16 protein-coding genes are annotated in these 15400 nt (G+C 36.4%); 6 read left to right on the forward strand and 10 right to left on the reverse strand.

Going from position 1 to position 15400, the window contains the following annotated elements; all coding sequences use genetic code 11:
• Nucleotides 1-10: 10 nt before the first annotated feature.
• Nucleotides 11-1621: a collagen-like domain-containing protein gene (locus OO712_RS06530; protein WP_109876049.1), complete on the reverse strand. Its 1611-nt coding sequence runs from the start codon at nucleotides 1619-1621 to the stop codon at nucleotides 11-13.
• 121 nt (nucleotides 1622-1742) lie between these two features.
• Between OO712_RS06530 and OO712_RS06535 the strand changes: the two genes are divergently transcribed.
• On the forward strand, nucleotides 1743-2885 hold the full coding sequence (locus tag OO712_RS06535) for a tetratricopeptide repeat protein (protein WP_109876050.1): 1143 nt from the start codon (nucleotides 1743-1745) through the stop codon (nucleotides 2883-2885).
• Here the strand turns inward: OO712_RS06535 and OO712_RS06540 are convergent.
• Nucleotides 2861-3658, reverse strand: a complete 798-nt coding sequence (locus OO712_RS06540) for a sulfurtransferase (RefSeq protein WP_109876051.1) — start codon at nucleotides 3656-3658, stop codon at nucleotides 2861-2863. The genes OO712_RS06535 and OO712_RS06540 overlap by 25 nt on opposite strands.
• The gene (locus OO712_RS06545) at nucleotides 3655-5463 is read right to left on the reverse strand and encodes a nitrite/sulfite reductase (RefSeq protein WP_109876052.1); all 1809 of its coding nucleotides are present in this window, start codon (nucleotides 5461-5463) and stop codon (nucleotides 3655-3657) included. The genes OO712_RS06540 and OO712_RS06545 overlap by 4 nt, the downstream gene beginning before the upstream one ends.
• 179 nt (nucleotides 5464-5642) lie before the next feature.
• Here OO712_RS06545 and OO712_RS06550 point away from each other — a divergent pair, with 179 nt between their 5' ends.
• Nucleotides 5643-6461 carry a sulfide-dependent adenosine diphosphate thiazole synthase gene (locus OO712_RS06550; RefSeq protein ID WP_109876053.1) on the forward strand — a complete coding sequence of 273 codons (819 nt, stop codon included), beginning with the start codon at nucleotides 5643-5645 and terminating at the stop codon, nucleotides 6459-6461.
• 235 nt (nucleotides 6462-6696) lie between these two features.
• Entirely contained in the window at nucleotides 6697-7515 is an 819-nt protein-coding gene (locus OO712_RS06555) for a hypothetical protein (protein WP_109876054.1), read from the forward strand.
• Nucleotides 7516-7561: 46 nt separating this feature from the next.
• Here OO712_RS06555 and OO712_RS06560 read toward each other — a convergent pair whose 3' ends face one another.
• Genes OO712_RS06560 through OO712_RS06580 form a run of 5 tightly spaced genes read right to left on the reverse strand, consistent with a single transcriptional unit; the run spans nucleotide 7562 to nucleotide 11203 of the window.
• Entirely contained in the window at nucleotides 7562-8350 is a 789-nt protein-coding gene (locus OO712_RS06560; RefSeq protein ID WP_109876055.1) for a WING-49 domain-containing protein, read from the reverse strand.
• Nucleotides 8351-8372: 22 nt separating this feature from the next.
• Complete coding sequence (locus OO712_RS06565; RefSeq protein WP_146195960.1) at nucleotides 8373-8606, reverse strand: hypothetical protein; 234 nt, start codon at nucleotides 8604-8606, stop codon at nucleotides 8373-8375.
• 8 nt (nucleotides 8607-8614) lie between these two features.
• The gene (locus OO712_RS06570; protein WP_109876057.1) at nucleotides 8615-8803 is read right to left on the reverse strand and encodes a hypothetical protein; all 189 of its coding nucleotides are present in this window, start codon (nucleotides 8801-8803) and stop codon (nucleotides 8615-8617) included.
• Nucleotides 8793-10733 carry a hypothetical protein gene (locus OO712_RS06575; protein WP_146195961.1) on the reverse strand — a complete coding sequence of 647 codons (1941 nt, stop codon included), beginning with the start codon at nucleotides 10731-10733 and terminating at the stop codon, nucleotides 8793-8795. Before OO712_RS06575 ends, OO712_RS06570 begins: the two co-directional genes overlap by 11 nt.
• Before the next feature lie 2 nt (nucleotides 10734-10735).
• Nucleotides 10736-11203, reverse strand: a complete 468-nt coding sequence (locus OO712_RS06580) for a hypothetical protein (RefSeq protein WP_109876059.1) — start codon at nucleotides 11201-11203, stop codon at nucleotides 10736-10738.
• 152 nt (nucleotides 11204-11355) lie between these two features.
• Between OO712_RS06580 and OO712_RS06585 the strand changes: the two genes are divergently transcribed.
• Together OO712_RS06585 and OO712_RS06590 are read left to right on the forward strand one after the other, a co-directional pair.
• The gene (locus OO712_RS06585) at nucleotides 11356-11706 is read left to right on the forward strand and encodes a hypothetical protein (RefSeq protein ID WP_146195962.1); all 351 of its coding nucleotides are present in this window, start codon (nucleotides 11356-11358) and stop codon (nucleotides 11704-11706) included.
• Nucleotides 11707-11819: 113 nt separating this feature from the next.
• Entirely contained in the window at nucleotides 11820-12698 is an 879-nt protein-coding gene (locus tag OO712_RS06590) for a Fic family protein (RefSeq protein WP_109876061.1), read from the forward strand.
• A gap of 243 nt (nucleotides 12699-12941) precedes the next feature.
• Here OO712_RS06590 and OO712_RS06595 read toward each other — a convergent pair whose 3' ends face one another.
• The gene (locus OO712_RS06595; protein ID WP_160049184.1) at nucleotides 12942-13088 is read right to left on the reverse strand and encodes a hypothetical protein; all 147 of its coding nucleotides are present in this window, start codon (nucleotides 13086-13088) and stop codon (nucleotides 12942-12944) included.
• Between the two features lie 116 nt (nucleotides 13089-13204).
• Nucleotides 13205-13978, reverse strand: coding sequence for a sensor histidine kinase (locus OO712_RS06600; protein ID WP_109876062.1), 774 nt, complete (start codon nucleotides 13976-13978; stop codon nucleotides 13205-13207).
• A gap of 265 nt (nucleotides 13979-14243) precedes the next feature.
• Between OO712_RS06600 and OO712_RS06605 the strand changes: the two genes are divergently transcribed.
• Nucleotides 14244-15368, forward strand: coding sequence for a CFI-box-CTERM domain-containing protein (locus tag OO712_RS06605; protein ID WP_264953648.1), 1125 nt, complete (start codon nucleotides 14244-14246; stop codon nucleotides 15366-15368).
• The last annotated feature ends 32 nt before the right edge of the window (nucleotides 15369-15400 follow it).

A 15400-nucleotide genomic window follows, 5' to 3' on the forward strand; every position in this document is an offset into this window, starting at 1 on the left:
GAAAAAAGGATCAATAAAGATAACTCATTAATTTTATTTGCTCTTCAGTTGTAATGACATTTTTGTTTGTCAAAATTTCTAGCAAATCTTTGAACAGTGCTTTTTGTTCAGATGACATTCCACCTGATGGACCTTTTTCTCCTGGCGGACCTGGCGGACCTCTTGGACCTGCAGGACCCACAGGACCTTGACCTCCCACAGGACCCTGTTCACCAATTGGACCAATTGGACCTGTTGGACCACGTTCACCTTGTGGACCCTGAATTCCTTGTGGACCTTGTGGACCTTTTTCTCCAGAAGGTCCTGTTGTACCTCTTTCACCTTGTGAACCTTGTGGACCTTGTGGACCTTTTTCTCCAGTAGGACCCATAGGACCCGTTGAACCTTTTTCTCCAATTGGTCCTACAGCACCTTTTTCTCCTTTTTCTCCTTGTGGACCTGGAACTCCTGTAAGCCCCTTAGCGCCAGCAGGACCTTGTGGACCTTGTGGACCTTTTTCTCCAATTGGTCCTTCAACACCCCTAGTGCCTTTTTCTCCAATTGGTCCAGGTGGACCAATAGGACCTTTGTCACCAAGAGGGCCTGTTGGACCTGTTAATCCTTTGTCGCCATGAGGACCAGGTGGACCCATAGGACCTTTGTCACCAAGAGGACCAGAAGGACCTTTTTCTCCAATTGGTCCAGATGGACCTTGAAGACCTTTTTCTCCTTGAACACCAGATAAACCAGTAGGACCTTTGTCACCGGGTGGACCTGTTGGACCTGTTAATCCTTTGTCGCCAGTTGGACCTTGCTGACCCTTGTCGCCTTTTTCTCCAGGAGGTCCTCTTAATCCAGATAGTCCTTTGTCACCGGATGGACCTGTTGGACCTGTTTCACCTTTGTCACCAATAGGGCCTTTTAATCCAGTAGGACCTTTGTCGCCAAGAGGGCCTGTTGAACCTTTTTCTCCTTTGTCGCCCGGAGGACCAACAATTCCTTTGTCACCCTTATCGCCTTTATCACCAGTAGAACCTTTGTCGCCAGTCATTCCTTTATCGCCAGAAAGGCCTTTGTCGCCTTGTGATCCTTTGTCGCCAGTAGAACCTTTGTCACCCGGAGGACCTTGTGGACCGTCTGGTCCTTTATTGCCAACAGGTCCGGGTGGACCAGGTGGACCCATAGGACCTTTGTCACCCGGAGGACCCGGCTGTCCTGTCGGACCTTTGTCACCAGATGAACTGGAAGATCTAGAAGATCGTACAGTTGTTTTTGGCGTTTCTATTTTTTGATTTTGAATATTTTCAGGTTTAATTTCAGAATGTGTTTGAGTTGTAGGTTTTTTCAATGGAACATCAAATACAGAATGTAATGAAGAAAATAGATCAGTCACAACTATCCAGATAGTATCAAGGGTTTCAATTGAGGAAGGTAATGGATTATCAGATGAGCCAATTTTCTCAGAAAACATACCATCTTTTACTCTAAGATGAAAATTTCCTCTCCACAAAGAAGAGAATTGTTTAGTTCGTATTGCGTCATCAGAAGGTTTGCTGTCAGTGATTGAAATTTGGACTTCATAGACACCTGATTGCTTAAATGGAGCCTGCCCTTGAATTTCTATTCGGGGTCGAGATGACACATTCGTTTGTGTATATTTCAAGTATTTCTGTATTTAGATGCCTGGATCCACACATACACAAAAACAGGATTAGGCTCAATTAAGGATGGTATTTATCTAGATAAAATGCCAATTTGAGCTAGTGAAGAAACCTTTCGGGCGAAAATCAAAGGAAATTGACGAATCCAATGTAAAAAAGGAGAAAGTGGAAGAGACAAGCCTAGTTGACTCAGACTATAATCGTAAGAAACTATTCAAAAAAGGAATTAATTTGATGGCAGATGAGAAATTAGAAGATGCCATAGTAGTATTTGAACAAGCATTACGAATTGAACCAAACAATATAGAAACTTTGATGAAATTGGGATATGCAAGATTCCATCTAGAAGACTATGGAGAAGCACTGAAAATATATGATAAAATCCTCGATGTGGATGTTACAAATCCAGAAGCTTGGAATCTAAAAGGATTGGTTCATTATGAACAGAAAAATTTTTCAAAAGCACTAGATTCAGTTGATAAAGCAATTGAGACGGATCCAACATATGCAATGGCTTGGTATAACAAAGCCTGTTTCTTATCATTGCTAAATCAAGTACCAGAGTCATTGGAAGCTTTGAAACGTTCAATTGAAATCGATGTAAAGAATGCAAGGAGATCAATTAGAGACAAAGATTTCTCCAATGTCAGAATCGAAGAAGGATTCAAAAGAATTCAAGAAGTCGTAGTTTTAGAATCGGTCAGACAAGGATACCACACATTAGGTTCAATTGTATGGACAACGTTTCTAGACAAAGCAGATGCAGAAACGGCATTAAGAAAATTATTAGAAAAAGGATTAATTGTAAAGAATGAAAAACGTGACGGTCTTAGTAGAATTCCAATTTATGATCTTGCACCAAACGTTGCAGAAAAATTGGGAAAAGAAAAGAAAGGATTGTTCGGGATTACAAGAAAAACATTACCAAAACCAGTAAAGAATTTGAAAGAATTAAGTCAAGCAATTCAATCAGTTAGAGAATCAATAGAAGAAGAAGATTTAGAGAAGACAATTGAAATTTTTGACACGTTCATAGATCCTGCAAAATCAGGCGAACAGATGATAGAGAATTTCTTTGACGAACATAGGGAAATCAGATTATGGAAGATCAGACTAAAGGATAGAGGCGAAGAATATCTAATTGAAAATAAAGAAAAGATGTTAGTATTATTTGGAAATATTGAAGCAACAATTACTAAGAAACTCAGAAACGAAATTAGCTATTCAGCAGACAAATCCCAATAACTTGCATCTTCTTGTTTTTCAGTGGGTTTCTGAAGACTTTTCCATTCCTTAAATGAGCGAACATATAGTTTTGCATTACCAAGTCCTGCAGATTTTAAGGCATAATACGCCAGTCCAGAAAGAGTACCTACACTTCCACAATAAGTGATGATTTCAGAATCACCAGTTATTCCACGATTATCCAGTAGCCTTTTCATGTCATCTTTTGAGCGTAAAATTTTATCATTGCTAGCAAGGGTTCTGTACGGAAGGCTAATAGCTCCAGGAATATGCTGTTCAAGAAAATTCAATCTCTCCCTATTATCAATTAGGATCACATCATCTCGTGTTTTTACACTTTCCAGATAATCAGAAGTTGCCAAAATTTCAGGTCGCAAATGCATAGAATGTTCCTTATTTTGAATTTCAGGAGTTTGTGAATCATTTTCCAAACCAAGTGATTTCCAATGACTATAGGTGGTTTCAAGTAAGGTAACATCAGAATGTCCAAGATATTCCAATGTCCATGCAACACGAGATGCTAATGCACCGAATGTGTCATCATACACTACAACTGGAGTTTCATCGTCAATGCCCATAGAGTTTACAAGTTTTAAAACACGTTCAGGACTATCATCGGACAAAAGATTGGACAGTGGCAAGTTAACAGCTGTTGGAATATGATCTTGTTTGTAATCACCTTCTCGTCTAACATCGATGACTCGAACACTTTTGTCTCTTATTTCAGAACGTAAAGAATCAATATCAGTAGTAATTTTACCTGATTCTGTCAAGCAGCACATTCACCCTTTCCAGTTTTTGTATGATAGCTAGTATCACTACCATAATCAAGATAGAAATCAGGATCATCGTCTTTCGTAGGAGGGATGATTAATGGTTCCAAAACTTTTTTGATGTCGTTTATTGATTTTATATCAGAATCCTCATTTCCATTTACAACTCTATGAATCCATGATTTTAAAGTGTCACCAGGTTTTTTCTTTTCTTTGAAGAGTTCAATTATTTTCAAAATGATAGGGATTACTCGTTTTGCAGGAATTCTGAGACATATTTCACCGAGCATAGTATCACCATCTGAACGACCGCCTAATGACATCTGGTAATTCGGATACATATCTTTGCCAACACGTGCTCCCCCTCCAAAGAAACCAATGGTTGCAATTCCATGCTGGCCACATGAATTTGGACAGCCACTTATCTTAATAGAAGAATCATTTAGATCATCATCTTCATCTAGCTTCAATTCTAGGAATTTTCTTTGGATTTCTTTTGCAAGTCTATGAGAGTTTGTTAATGCCAAATTACAGGAAGTGGTTCCAGAACAGCCTATAGGAGCAGTCATGGTCAATGCACCAGATTTTGCCAACCCCACTTCAAGTAGTTTAGAGTACAATCGTGGCAAATCATCCTCCAATACATAGCGTAATGCAACATTTTGCACAAATCCACAACGAGCCTTACCTTCAGACGAAAAGTCACGAATGAGATCACTTAATGCACGTAATTGATTTGCAGTGATATCACCAGCTTCAAGAGTGATAAACACAGAACGATAGTCAGACTGTTTTTGTTTTACAGTATTTGTTTTAAGCCATCGTGCATAACCATCAGGAGTTGTTCCACCACTTTCATCGGAAATTCTGATTGGTCTTTTTATTTCATCAGGAGTAATGTCAACATCAAGTTGCGTCACAATTGATTGTGTAGCCCTTACAATTGCTCTTTCTTTGAATACAAGGTTTTGGAATTTCTCCCAACCCATATCATTTACAAGATATCTCATTCTATTTCTTGCAAGATTTTTTCTATCACCTAATCTATCAAATATCCTCATTACTGCAATTGAAGTGTAAAGCAAATCCTCGTCGGAAGTAAATTCTTCTAATTGATGTCCAACATAAGATTTATTGCCCAATCCACCACCAAGGAAAATTTTGAAGCCTCTTTGAGAAGAACCATCAATCTCTCTAATTTGTGGAATAAGACCAACATCAACCATTCGTACCATTCCATGTTTCTCACAACATGTAAAATTGAATTTGAATTTACGTGGAAGGTTTTGGGCCATAGGATTTCTTAAGAAGAATCGTGCAGTTGCAAGTGCGTAAGGCGTTGAATCAAATTCTTCATCAGGACAAACACCAGATAACGGGCTACACATTACATTACGTACTGAATTTCCACATGCCTCTCTAGAAGTCAGGCCTACTTCAGCAAGACCTCTAAAGATTTCAGATACATCTTCAAGTATTACCCAATGTAATTGAATATTTTCTCTAGTAGAAAAATGCGCACTTCCAATGGAATATTGTTCACTGAGTTGAGATATTTTTTCAAATTGGTGCGGATAGATTTCTCCAGCAGGAAGTTTGATCCTAACCATTGCATAGTCACTGGTCATTCTGGTTCCATATGCACCATGTTGAAGCCTAAATCTTCTAAAACTATCTTCATCATATTTTCCTTGACGGAATAGTTTTACAGTTTTAGCAAAATTATCAGCTTCTTCGATTCTAGCCCAATTGATTTTAGGCTTTACAGAATCAGCGGGAGCTTGTTTAAGATCAGGTGTTGTCAATCAAAGAAATTCCTTTTAGTTTGGTTATAAATTTTTGACATAGGGATGTTTTAGGAGAGAAATTTTTAATGAGACACATAATTTTCCGGCTTTAAAGATATTCAAATTAATTTGATTAGTTTTACCTAATTTCTAAAAATGTGGGAAAGTATTAATTGTTAAGAAAACGAAACCACGATATGCAAGAGGCAACAGTTGCAGAGCAATCAAATAAAATTTTTACAGATGTACGTGAGGTTGAAATCACACGTGCAATAGCAAATGAATTTCATGACGTGTTAATTGACAGAGCAGATTCAGATGTGATAATTATTGGAGCTGGTCCAGCAGGGTTAACAGCAAGCAGGGAACTTTCAAACATGGGCTTCAAAGTTCTTGTAATTGAGCAAAATAACTATCTAGGAGGAGGTTATTGGTTAGGAGGCTATATGATGAATCCAGTAACAGTCAGAGAACCAGCACAAAAGTTTTGGGATGAATTAGGAATACCATACAAAAAAGTTGCAGATGGGCTATACTTAACCCCAGGACCACACGCAGTATCAAAATTAATTGCTGCAGCATGTGATGCAGGAGTAAAATTCCTTCAACTCACAAAGTTTGATGATTTAGTATTGAAAAATGGCAGAGTGACAGGAATTGTTGTGAATTGGATGCCAGTTTCAGCATTGCCACGAAATATTACTTGTGTAGATCCAGTTGCATTAGAAGCAAAAATAATCATCGATGCATCAGGACATGATTCAGTTGCAGTGAAAAGACTCGTAGATAGAGGACTAGCAAAATGGAAAGGAATGGAGCCAATGCATGTCAACGATGGAGAAGAGCACGTAGTTCACAAAACGGGGGAAGTTTATCCAGGATTAGTTGCAGCGGGAATGTCAGTTACAGAAACACATGGACTAGCAAGAATGGGACCAACGTTTGGTTCGATGCTATACTCTGGAAAGAAAGCAGCTGAAATTACAGCAGCAAAAATCAAAGAGCTAGAAAGATAACCCAGTAGTTTTCTAAAGGATTAGGCTCGTAATGTTAAGATCGTCGATCAATAATTATCAAAAGTCTAATTTTCATTTTCCTCTCCAAACCAAAAAACCAATCATACCCATCATAAAAATCCAAAAATTATCCCTTTTAAGAAGTACTCGTGAATTCTAAAGTGTTGTTTTTACTCAAATCATATAGTATGAATCATACGACATGCTTAAAAGGCAAAGCCAGAAAAATTGAAAAATGGTCGGAAAAAATACAACTGTGATTACCACTGTTGTGGGATTATTTGGAGTCAGCATAATTGCATTTTTGTTACTATCAACACCTTCTGATCAAAAAAGCATTCCAGTTGAAGACGATATCCGCATAGTGGCAGACACAAAATATAATCACTATACAAACGGTGAAACCATCAACATTTGGGGGAAAATAATGAACTCAAAGGGAATGCCACTGTCTGAATACAACCATGCCATTACTCTCCAGATACTTGATGATGGAGATATGCTAAAGGAAATTGCACAAGTTACTCCCAGCTCTGATGGTATGTTTGAACACATGATCAGTACTGATTCATCTATCTGGGAAAACGGAAAATACCAATTGAAGGCGTTTTATGATCAAAACCTTGCCACTGCATATTTTGAAATCGACGGACATAGACCAAATTACACTTATGAGTACGATAGTGATCCCCTTGGCAATTACAAGACATGGTGCAATGAAACAGGAGGCATATACTCAACAGGTGACAGGATTGGTTGTCAATTTGAGACAAAAGAGAAAGCATACAACGCAAGAGACTTGTTACACCAGATGGAAGAAAGAACAATCGAGGGATCACTTGCACAAAAACTTTGTCGAGCTTATGGCAAAATCTGTGATCAATTCACCCGCATCACAATGGAATATGACATGATAACAGGCGAACTGTACAAGCTAAAGGCGTTAGAAGGGAGAGAAACACCTTATACAGAATTCAGAATAATTGAAGGTGATGTTGTACAGTACAGGCCTGCAGTCAAACCAGCTGTCAACTGGATAACATTTGATGGTTAGAAGAATCCTTGGTCTTTGAGAACTGCAGCAATAAAGACATTCGCACTTAGATGTGATAAATAATACTGTATTCACAAGGAACAATGTGAAATACATGTGTTGATGTTGGGTAAACAAAAGCAGTAAGATTTTCCATCCAACCGGTTCTTGCAATTAGTTTTGTAGCAGATTCAGGTTTTACGCATGCAGGAGAACTGTCATGATATCTAAAAATCAATTCAAGAGAATCTTTGCATTTTACTTCAAATGAATGTAAACCGGATTTAATTTGTTTTAACGGAGCAGGATAAACGATATTAAACTGGTCTAGTCTATCTTTGTTTTTTTCAAGATGTTCCATAGTACATGGATCGTAGACTAGTTTCCACGGATGAATTCCACCTCTCCATTCAAGAACAGATAATTCTGACATGGTAAAGGTAGCAATTATTTCGGTTTTCCCACTATCATTCAGTACTGTATGGTCAATGTACTTTGCAAATACAGTGTCGCCTGTAAATGCTTGTACTCTGTGGCCCAAAACATCATCAGTTGTTCTAAAAAATACTGTTCCTTCAAATATTCCAGCATCATTGTTTGTTTCAATAACTGGAACGTTAATTACTCTGTTTTCAGAATCAGACCAAACCTCAATATCAAATCTATCTATTTTTCCTGGATTGGTATTCATATCGTCATCTGTAACCATTATGACATAAGAACTACTTCCAGTAAGATGACATCTATCTATCCATTCAAGATTTCCAATGTTATATTCATACTCTGGTAAACCATAGACGTTGTTAAAACCAAACAGAATCACAATTACTGCAATTATAAAAAATATTGTTTTCATTTTCTAATCCCAGCAATATTCTCTATGGCCAATTTGATTCGCTAGTAATGAAACCGGTTCCGGCATTAAAATCAAATCCTTCAGGAAATACAGGTTTGCAATTAATGGGTTTCTGTAACCAGTTAATATCGCATACTATCACTACCTCGTCTTGCAACGAATCAAAATCTCCCTCTTCATATACGGTAAAATTTGCTGCCAACAAAAGACCAACAACAATAACTAAAATAAATATGATTTTGATTCTAGTTTTCATTTTTCTTATCACCAGAAAATTCCAAAATATTGATGAATTGTATATGTTAACAAAGGGCCACATCCATTAACAGAACCAAACCAATTTTTTGAAATATCTCCACCTGTAAGAATACAAGTTGTCCCAAACATATTCACAATTATCACAGATACAAAAAATATTACAATACCAGATGTTATTTTGTATCTAGTTTTCATGTCTCGTGAAATATTCTGGATCCCAACTGGGTTTGCGGTCTTCTATTGCATTACCATGTGGTGCAAGTTTTGGGTAAACATAGTACCATTTCTCTTCATGCTCAAAGGCAAAATCTGCATTCATACATACGTCATTTGTGGCATAAGGTCTTTGCTCCCTGCATTTTTGCTCAAAAAACTGACGGTATTGTGTTATTTGATCATCATTTATTCTTAGTGACAATTCAGATAAAGGCTCCAAAGGAAAATCAGCAGTCATATTTACCAACATGCCAAGTCTGGGAAGAGAGTCCACATCTTGATGGTTTATTTTGTAATAATGTAATGTTCTCAAATCAAATTCTGTGAATTGTCCAAACTCACCTTGTGGGATTACAAACATGAACATCTCCATATAATCTCCATCGTCGTATTGTTTTGCCTTTTGTTCTTTTTCGGATATCACTGTAAACTCAATTTGTATAGGAGGCGATAACGCAGTAGGATTGTCTACACTTTCCCAGACAAACATCGTTGCCACATAGTGACCTTCTTTTTGAGGAATCCAAGAAGCAGAGGGGCTAAAAGAAGATTCAGGGTTCAAAATCCCATCAATCCATGCCAATGATACGGTAATACCAGTACCATCTTGGATCATTACAAGATATGTGAATTTTTGCTCTCTATCACTTTCGTTTGCAATATCAGATGTTATCTGAATTTGTTGCCCTACTGCAGGAGAATCAATAAAATTTCCAAAAGAATCCATAATTCTTGGATGAGATATAGGTGCCCTTTCAAGTGGGGGACCAGTGGATCCCAACCACGCAGTTGCAGCCATAAAAACTCCTTCAGAGTCAAAAGACTGTACAGGATCATACAGTGCAGTCAATGTATCGCCATATCTTCCATACAAGATGTTTGGGGCAGAACGCTTATCGCTAAATGCAAATGTACGCTCAAAAATCCCTGAATCTTTGTTTGTTTCATAAAGTTCAATGGTTATTCCTTCTATGGAACTATCAGAAAAAATTCTTGCTTTTACAGTATCGATACTATCTGCAAATTTATTTTGTTCAGGATCAGTTACAATAATTTTAGCAGAGCTTGTACCATTTTTTGTTTTGTAATTTCCCTGACTCCACTCTATTTTTTTGTCGTCTATTTGCTCAAGTGGAAATGGGGGTAGTTCTACTAGTACTGTCAAATCATCATCAATGCCATATGGTTTTGGAAGGGTATGGTCATCGTATTGCACATAAATCATATCACTAGGGAGTGCAAACAAACGATTTCCCTTCGAATCATGTTGTGATGAAACTGAAAAAATAGTTACAAAGGTTCCAGGATCATCAGACAACTCTCTTGCATCAATTACCAGTCCTGCTTTATCAGAATCAGAAAATACTTGTATGGAAATCTTGTCTCGGGATTCAGGATTAAGATTCATATCAACATCATGTACTTTGATGTAGATGCGTTCCCCAGAGTCATTAAACAATCTATCAAAATCAATAGTGGCTACATTCCAGTTGATTTTTGCAGTTTTTCTAATCTCACCTCCGTCTGCAAATTTTATGGAAAGCGTAAAGTCATCATCCCTGTCACTCTCAAGAAAGCCATTGTTAGGGCCGTTGCCAACTGTCTTAGGATTAGTGTCTGGTTCTCCATCCCCTGTAACATCATGAGAAAAACCAGTAAGGATTATCTCTCCAGTAAACAATCCATTTCCAGCCTTTGCCAGACTGTAGTTTAGTTCGTGGTTTGATGTGTATATCTTTACTTGAGTGCCTTCAGAATCCACCCCATGTTCTGTGACTCTTATGTTGATTTTATCAGTCCAAGTGTATACGTCTTTGTCAAAATAGATAGAGGCGTACACATCAGATGCAAAAAAACTTGAAGATGCAGAAATCCCAAGTACAATGATTATCAAAAAATTGGTGTTCATTGTTAATTTACACAATCAGTTGTTTTAAGAAAATGTGATACAGCAGATTCTCTTGCAGTGATCTCTGCACGATCCAAACTATTTCCTATTCGACAATATGCATCCTTGTCCATTTTTATGAAATCATCATTATCCCAACTTAGACGTAGTTCTAATACATTATTGGTAGTGGTGTTAAATGCAGTCAAACGCAAATGTCCTCCATCACGGTATAATTCCAGATCTTCAACATATTCTGGATTGCGTTGTACAAAAATAGCATAATCTTCTGTTTGAGAAAACTTTTCCATCAGAAACTCTGCGTTGACGGTTTGCAGTTCTGATGGGTTTTCTTCAAATCTCGATACATCATAATCTTGAATGAATCTGCCGACTTGGTCTGGTATAGACATTCCAAGCATGAATAACATCATAATACCTACTGCAATACCGACTCCTATGCCAACCTTACCTAGTTTTTCAATATGCATATGATGATTTCAATATAAGCACTTCATAAAGTATTCTAAGCTTTGTACAAATCCTACAAATTCAAACTTGGGATTTCATGTTCTAACATGCTCAAACTAGTCTGCATAGTTTATTTTGTCATGTTTTTATAATAACATTTTTTATTTTTCTCATGTATTTCATATTCTTTAATCCTGAAACCAGAGAAGCAATCGTGGATGATGTTCTAAGCAATGAACTAGTTCAAGGTAAAAAACCGTCAATATCTATGCCAGGAATAAATGTTCCATTAATGGATTATCAAAATGAGAAATTTGAAGAAGTTTTTGTAGTATGTTTCTTGGACGAAAACATGATGCTGCCGACTTTTGCTTTTTTAAACAAAGATAACGCAATTGCGCACATGGGAAAATCAGACACCACAGTATGGAATGCTTCGTATTCTAAAAACAAGGCAGAAACATCAATGCCTCAATCAAACCAAACAATCATACATGCAAAGATCAAATTTGCCAAAAGTTGACACTACCAGAAGCATTATGATAGGTTAATGGGTTTTTATAAATCACGACTAATTACCCACTGTTTTTTCATAAAATTAACAATATTTATTAAATTACAGTGGATATCAAAACAGTGGTTTCTGTCGTTTCAAGGAGGAAAAATGGAAAAAGATACTATTCCCTAAAGCACACCACTGGGAACAAGCAGAAAGAAAAGTATCTGGGATTGAGAATTCCAAAAAACATCGAGGAAATAAAAAAAGAGTTTCTGCTGAAATTTTATCATGAGCAATGGGATATGCAGATAAGTGCAATAGCAAAAAATTATCAAAAAGAAACAAAAAGCAAACCTCCGTCAATAAAACAAAAAGACTTTGAGAGTTTTGGAATATCGTTTACATACAACACACAGAGAATGGAGGGTTCAAGTCTAACTGAGGCAGACACTAGGGACTTGCTGGTACACGGAGTAACACCTACCAAAAAATCCCAGATTGACAGCATAGAGACAAAAAAACACTATGATCTGTTTATGAAGCTTGTAACATCAAAGAATACAAAAATTACAAAGAAGACTGTGATGGGTTGGCACAAAGAAATTTTTGATCAGACAAAAATCGGCGAGGCAGGGAGCATCAGAACATATCGTGTAGGCGTAATTACAAATGACAAGATAGAGTTTGCCCCAGCACACAAAATTCCAGAAAGACTGGATGCATTTTTCAAATGGCTAAACAAAAGTAAAACAACAAACTTTGTCGAACTTGCAGCACTTGCTCATTATTACTTTGTATCCATCCATCCATTTGGAGATGGAAATGGAAGAATCTCAAGATTGATTATGAACTACATCCTGTTTATCCACAGATGCCCGTTTATGCAGATTAAAAACAATGACAGACACACATACTTTAAGGCATTAGAGAAATCTCAGATTAAAAGAGATGAAATTCATTTTCTAAAGTGGTTTATGAGATATTACATTAAATCAAACAGAAACCATCTGGAATAATCCGCATTGTTTTGGGACGTATGTCAAGAAAGTCTAGAACTGTGAAAATCTTTGATTTTTTAAGAATGGATGGTTTGAGTCACAAAACAATGAAAAATATGCATTGAAATGGCAGAAAAATTTGATTTTAAATTCAAATTCGCTATGAGCTAGAATATTTTTTCTAAATCATATAGTCCAGACAAATTCAATGTGTTTGACTTTTGGATGATAGAAATTGCATAACAAAAATGAAAAATCTAGTTATTTTAGGGATTTTCTCAAATTCTCATTGACAATTTGAGAAAAACTAACGTGTCCAGAAAAATTCTTTATCGTCTTTGCCTGTAAAATTCTGAGTTTTTTTATTACATCCTCATCAAATGAGATTGTAACTTTTTTTGCCATCATAAGAATATCCTTAGTGCCAAAGCAGAGAAGGATGACTGAATACTATCTGTTGAGTGTGCATCATTGCTGCAGTATATTGAAATTTTGACAGACAAGATATTGTCATGGGCCACATTCTAATCATAGTTGGATGAAAAATTGCCAGGCGGTGTTTTAGGTATTTTTACTTTAAATATTGTAGGTGAGTTTGATACTGTGATTTCACCTCCGTGTGATTCAACAACAGACTTCACACTTACTAAACCAAAACCAGTACCAGTTTTTTTTGTGGTGAATAACGGCTTAAAAATATAGGGCAGATTCTCTTCAGAAATTCCATTGCCTGAGTCTTCAATTTCAAAAACAATCCAATTCCTTTCTTTTCCAACCCTGATATCGATACTGCCTTTTACCCCCACAGCCTGAATAGCATTGACAACAAGATTGTTAATGACAATTGATAATTGTTCTCTGTCGCAAACAACATCATAGTCATTTTTTGAGATATTAATTTTAACATTATTGGGAATGAGAATAGAATCCATAGAGTCTAAAATAATTCTAGATGTTTTTGTTTTAGATAAAACTGTAGGCTGATCTTTGACATAATTCAACACATTGTTAACTTGATTGACAATTCTATCTATAGAATGACATATTCTGTCATAGTGTTTTTGTTTTTGATTGTCAGTTCCATACAGCATAGCTAAATTTTCAACAGATACCATGATGACTGAAAGAGGATTTCTTAAATCATGAGACAACCTAGATGCAATTTCACCTATCTGCACCATTTTCTTCTGCTTGATCATTTCTTTAGCCTGTAAATCAATAATTTTTTTTAATTCCTTGATTGTGTTGATTTGATCTAGATTGAGGATATTTGTTAGAATTGTGGAGTTATCATGCATGTATTATAAAGGGTCTAGTATTATTTAATATATTGGTGTAACAATATTATTACAAGTGTATTCATTTATGGCATGATTAAATTAATTTTCGAGGATTATTTTACATGCAACAATACAGAGATAAATACATTATTAAATATGGTGTATAACTACATTTAATAGTGTGAATATATAGTTTTGTTGGTAATTATGCATCCAAATAGATTCATCAAGATTAACATCACAAATGAAAATATTGGAAACAATAATTATGGAGGGATTTTTCTTGTCAGATAAATCCCAAGAATCATACGCCGTAATTTTAGGGACTGTCATAGTCATTATTTTCACAGTATCATTAACTGAGAATTTACAGTTTGCAGATGCAATTTCTGTTTCTGCAGATAAATTAATCTATGATATTGAAGTGGGGGATACTTTATTGCTTTATTGGTCTGTAAGAAATACAGATCCATACCCAATAGATATAGAATTTTATGCAACTGGTCCTGGTTCTGAATTACTAGTTTTTGAACAATTCGGACATTTAGATGTTAAAGAAAGAAAGAGTTTTGAAATTTTAGCGAGCATTCCAGCAGATTATGAAGATAATGTAGAATATAGGCCAGTGCTACACGTTCTACAAAGATCGCAAGATCCAGATTCAGAAGAATCAGTCGATGGTGCTTCTGTTGCCAAAGTCAATGTTGTAATGAAAACTGTACCCATAATTAGAATTGGAGAAAATCCAGTTTACAATCCACCAGTAATTGAGAATTTAGAAAAGCCTGAATCTGACCCAGCATTGGAAAAAGCAAAGTCGCCAGAAGTAATTGAAAAAGCAGAAACTATTGAGGAAAAATTGGCCAGAATACAAGCATTTAACCAAGCCAATACACAAAAAGATACTTCACAAACAACGACAATAGAAAATCCAGTTGTTCAAGACGATAATTCTAGATATGAGCCAGAACCCAAAATGGATCCTGAACCAGTAATAGATACAATTGTGGATAAAAACGAAATGGTAAATGGTGGAGGTTGTCTTATAGCTACAGCGGCATATGGAACTGAGATGGCTCCACAAGTTCAATTCCTCAGAGAGATTAGAGACAACACTGTCATGAGTACATCATTTGGCGCAGCGTTCATGACTGGATTTAACACGCTATACTATTCATTCTCACCAACAATTGCTGATTTGGAGAGAGAAAACCCTGTTTTCCAAGAGGCAGTTAGAGCATTCATCACTCCGATGATTTCAACACTAACTATAATGATGTTAGCTGAAGATGGTTCTGAAATCGAAGTACTTGGACTTGGAATTTCAGTAATTACACTAAATTTGGGAATGTATATTGTAGCACCAGCAGTAGTAGGATTTACAATTAATAAACGCCTTAAGAAGTAGGCAATACGCAATAAATTTTTCAGCACTTTTCT

Source organism: Nitrosopumilus zosterae (assembly GCF_025998175.1).
Taxonomy (GTDB): Archaea; Thermoproteota; Nitrososphaeria; order Nitrososphaerales; family Nitrosopumilaceae; genus Nitrosopumilus; species Nitrosopumilus zosterae.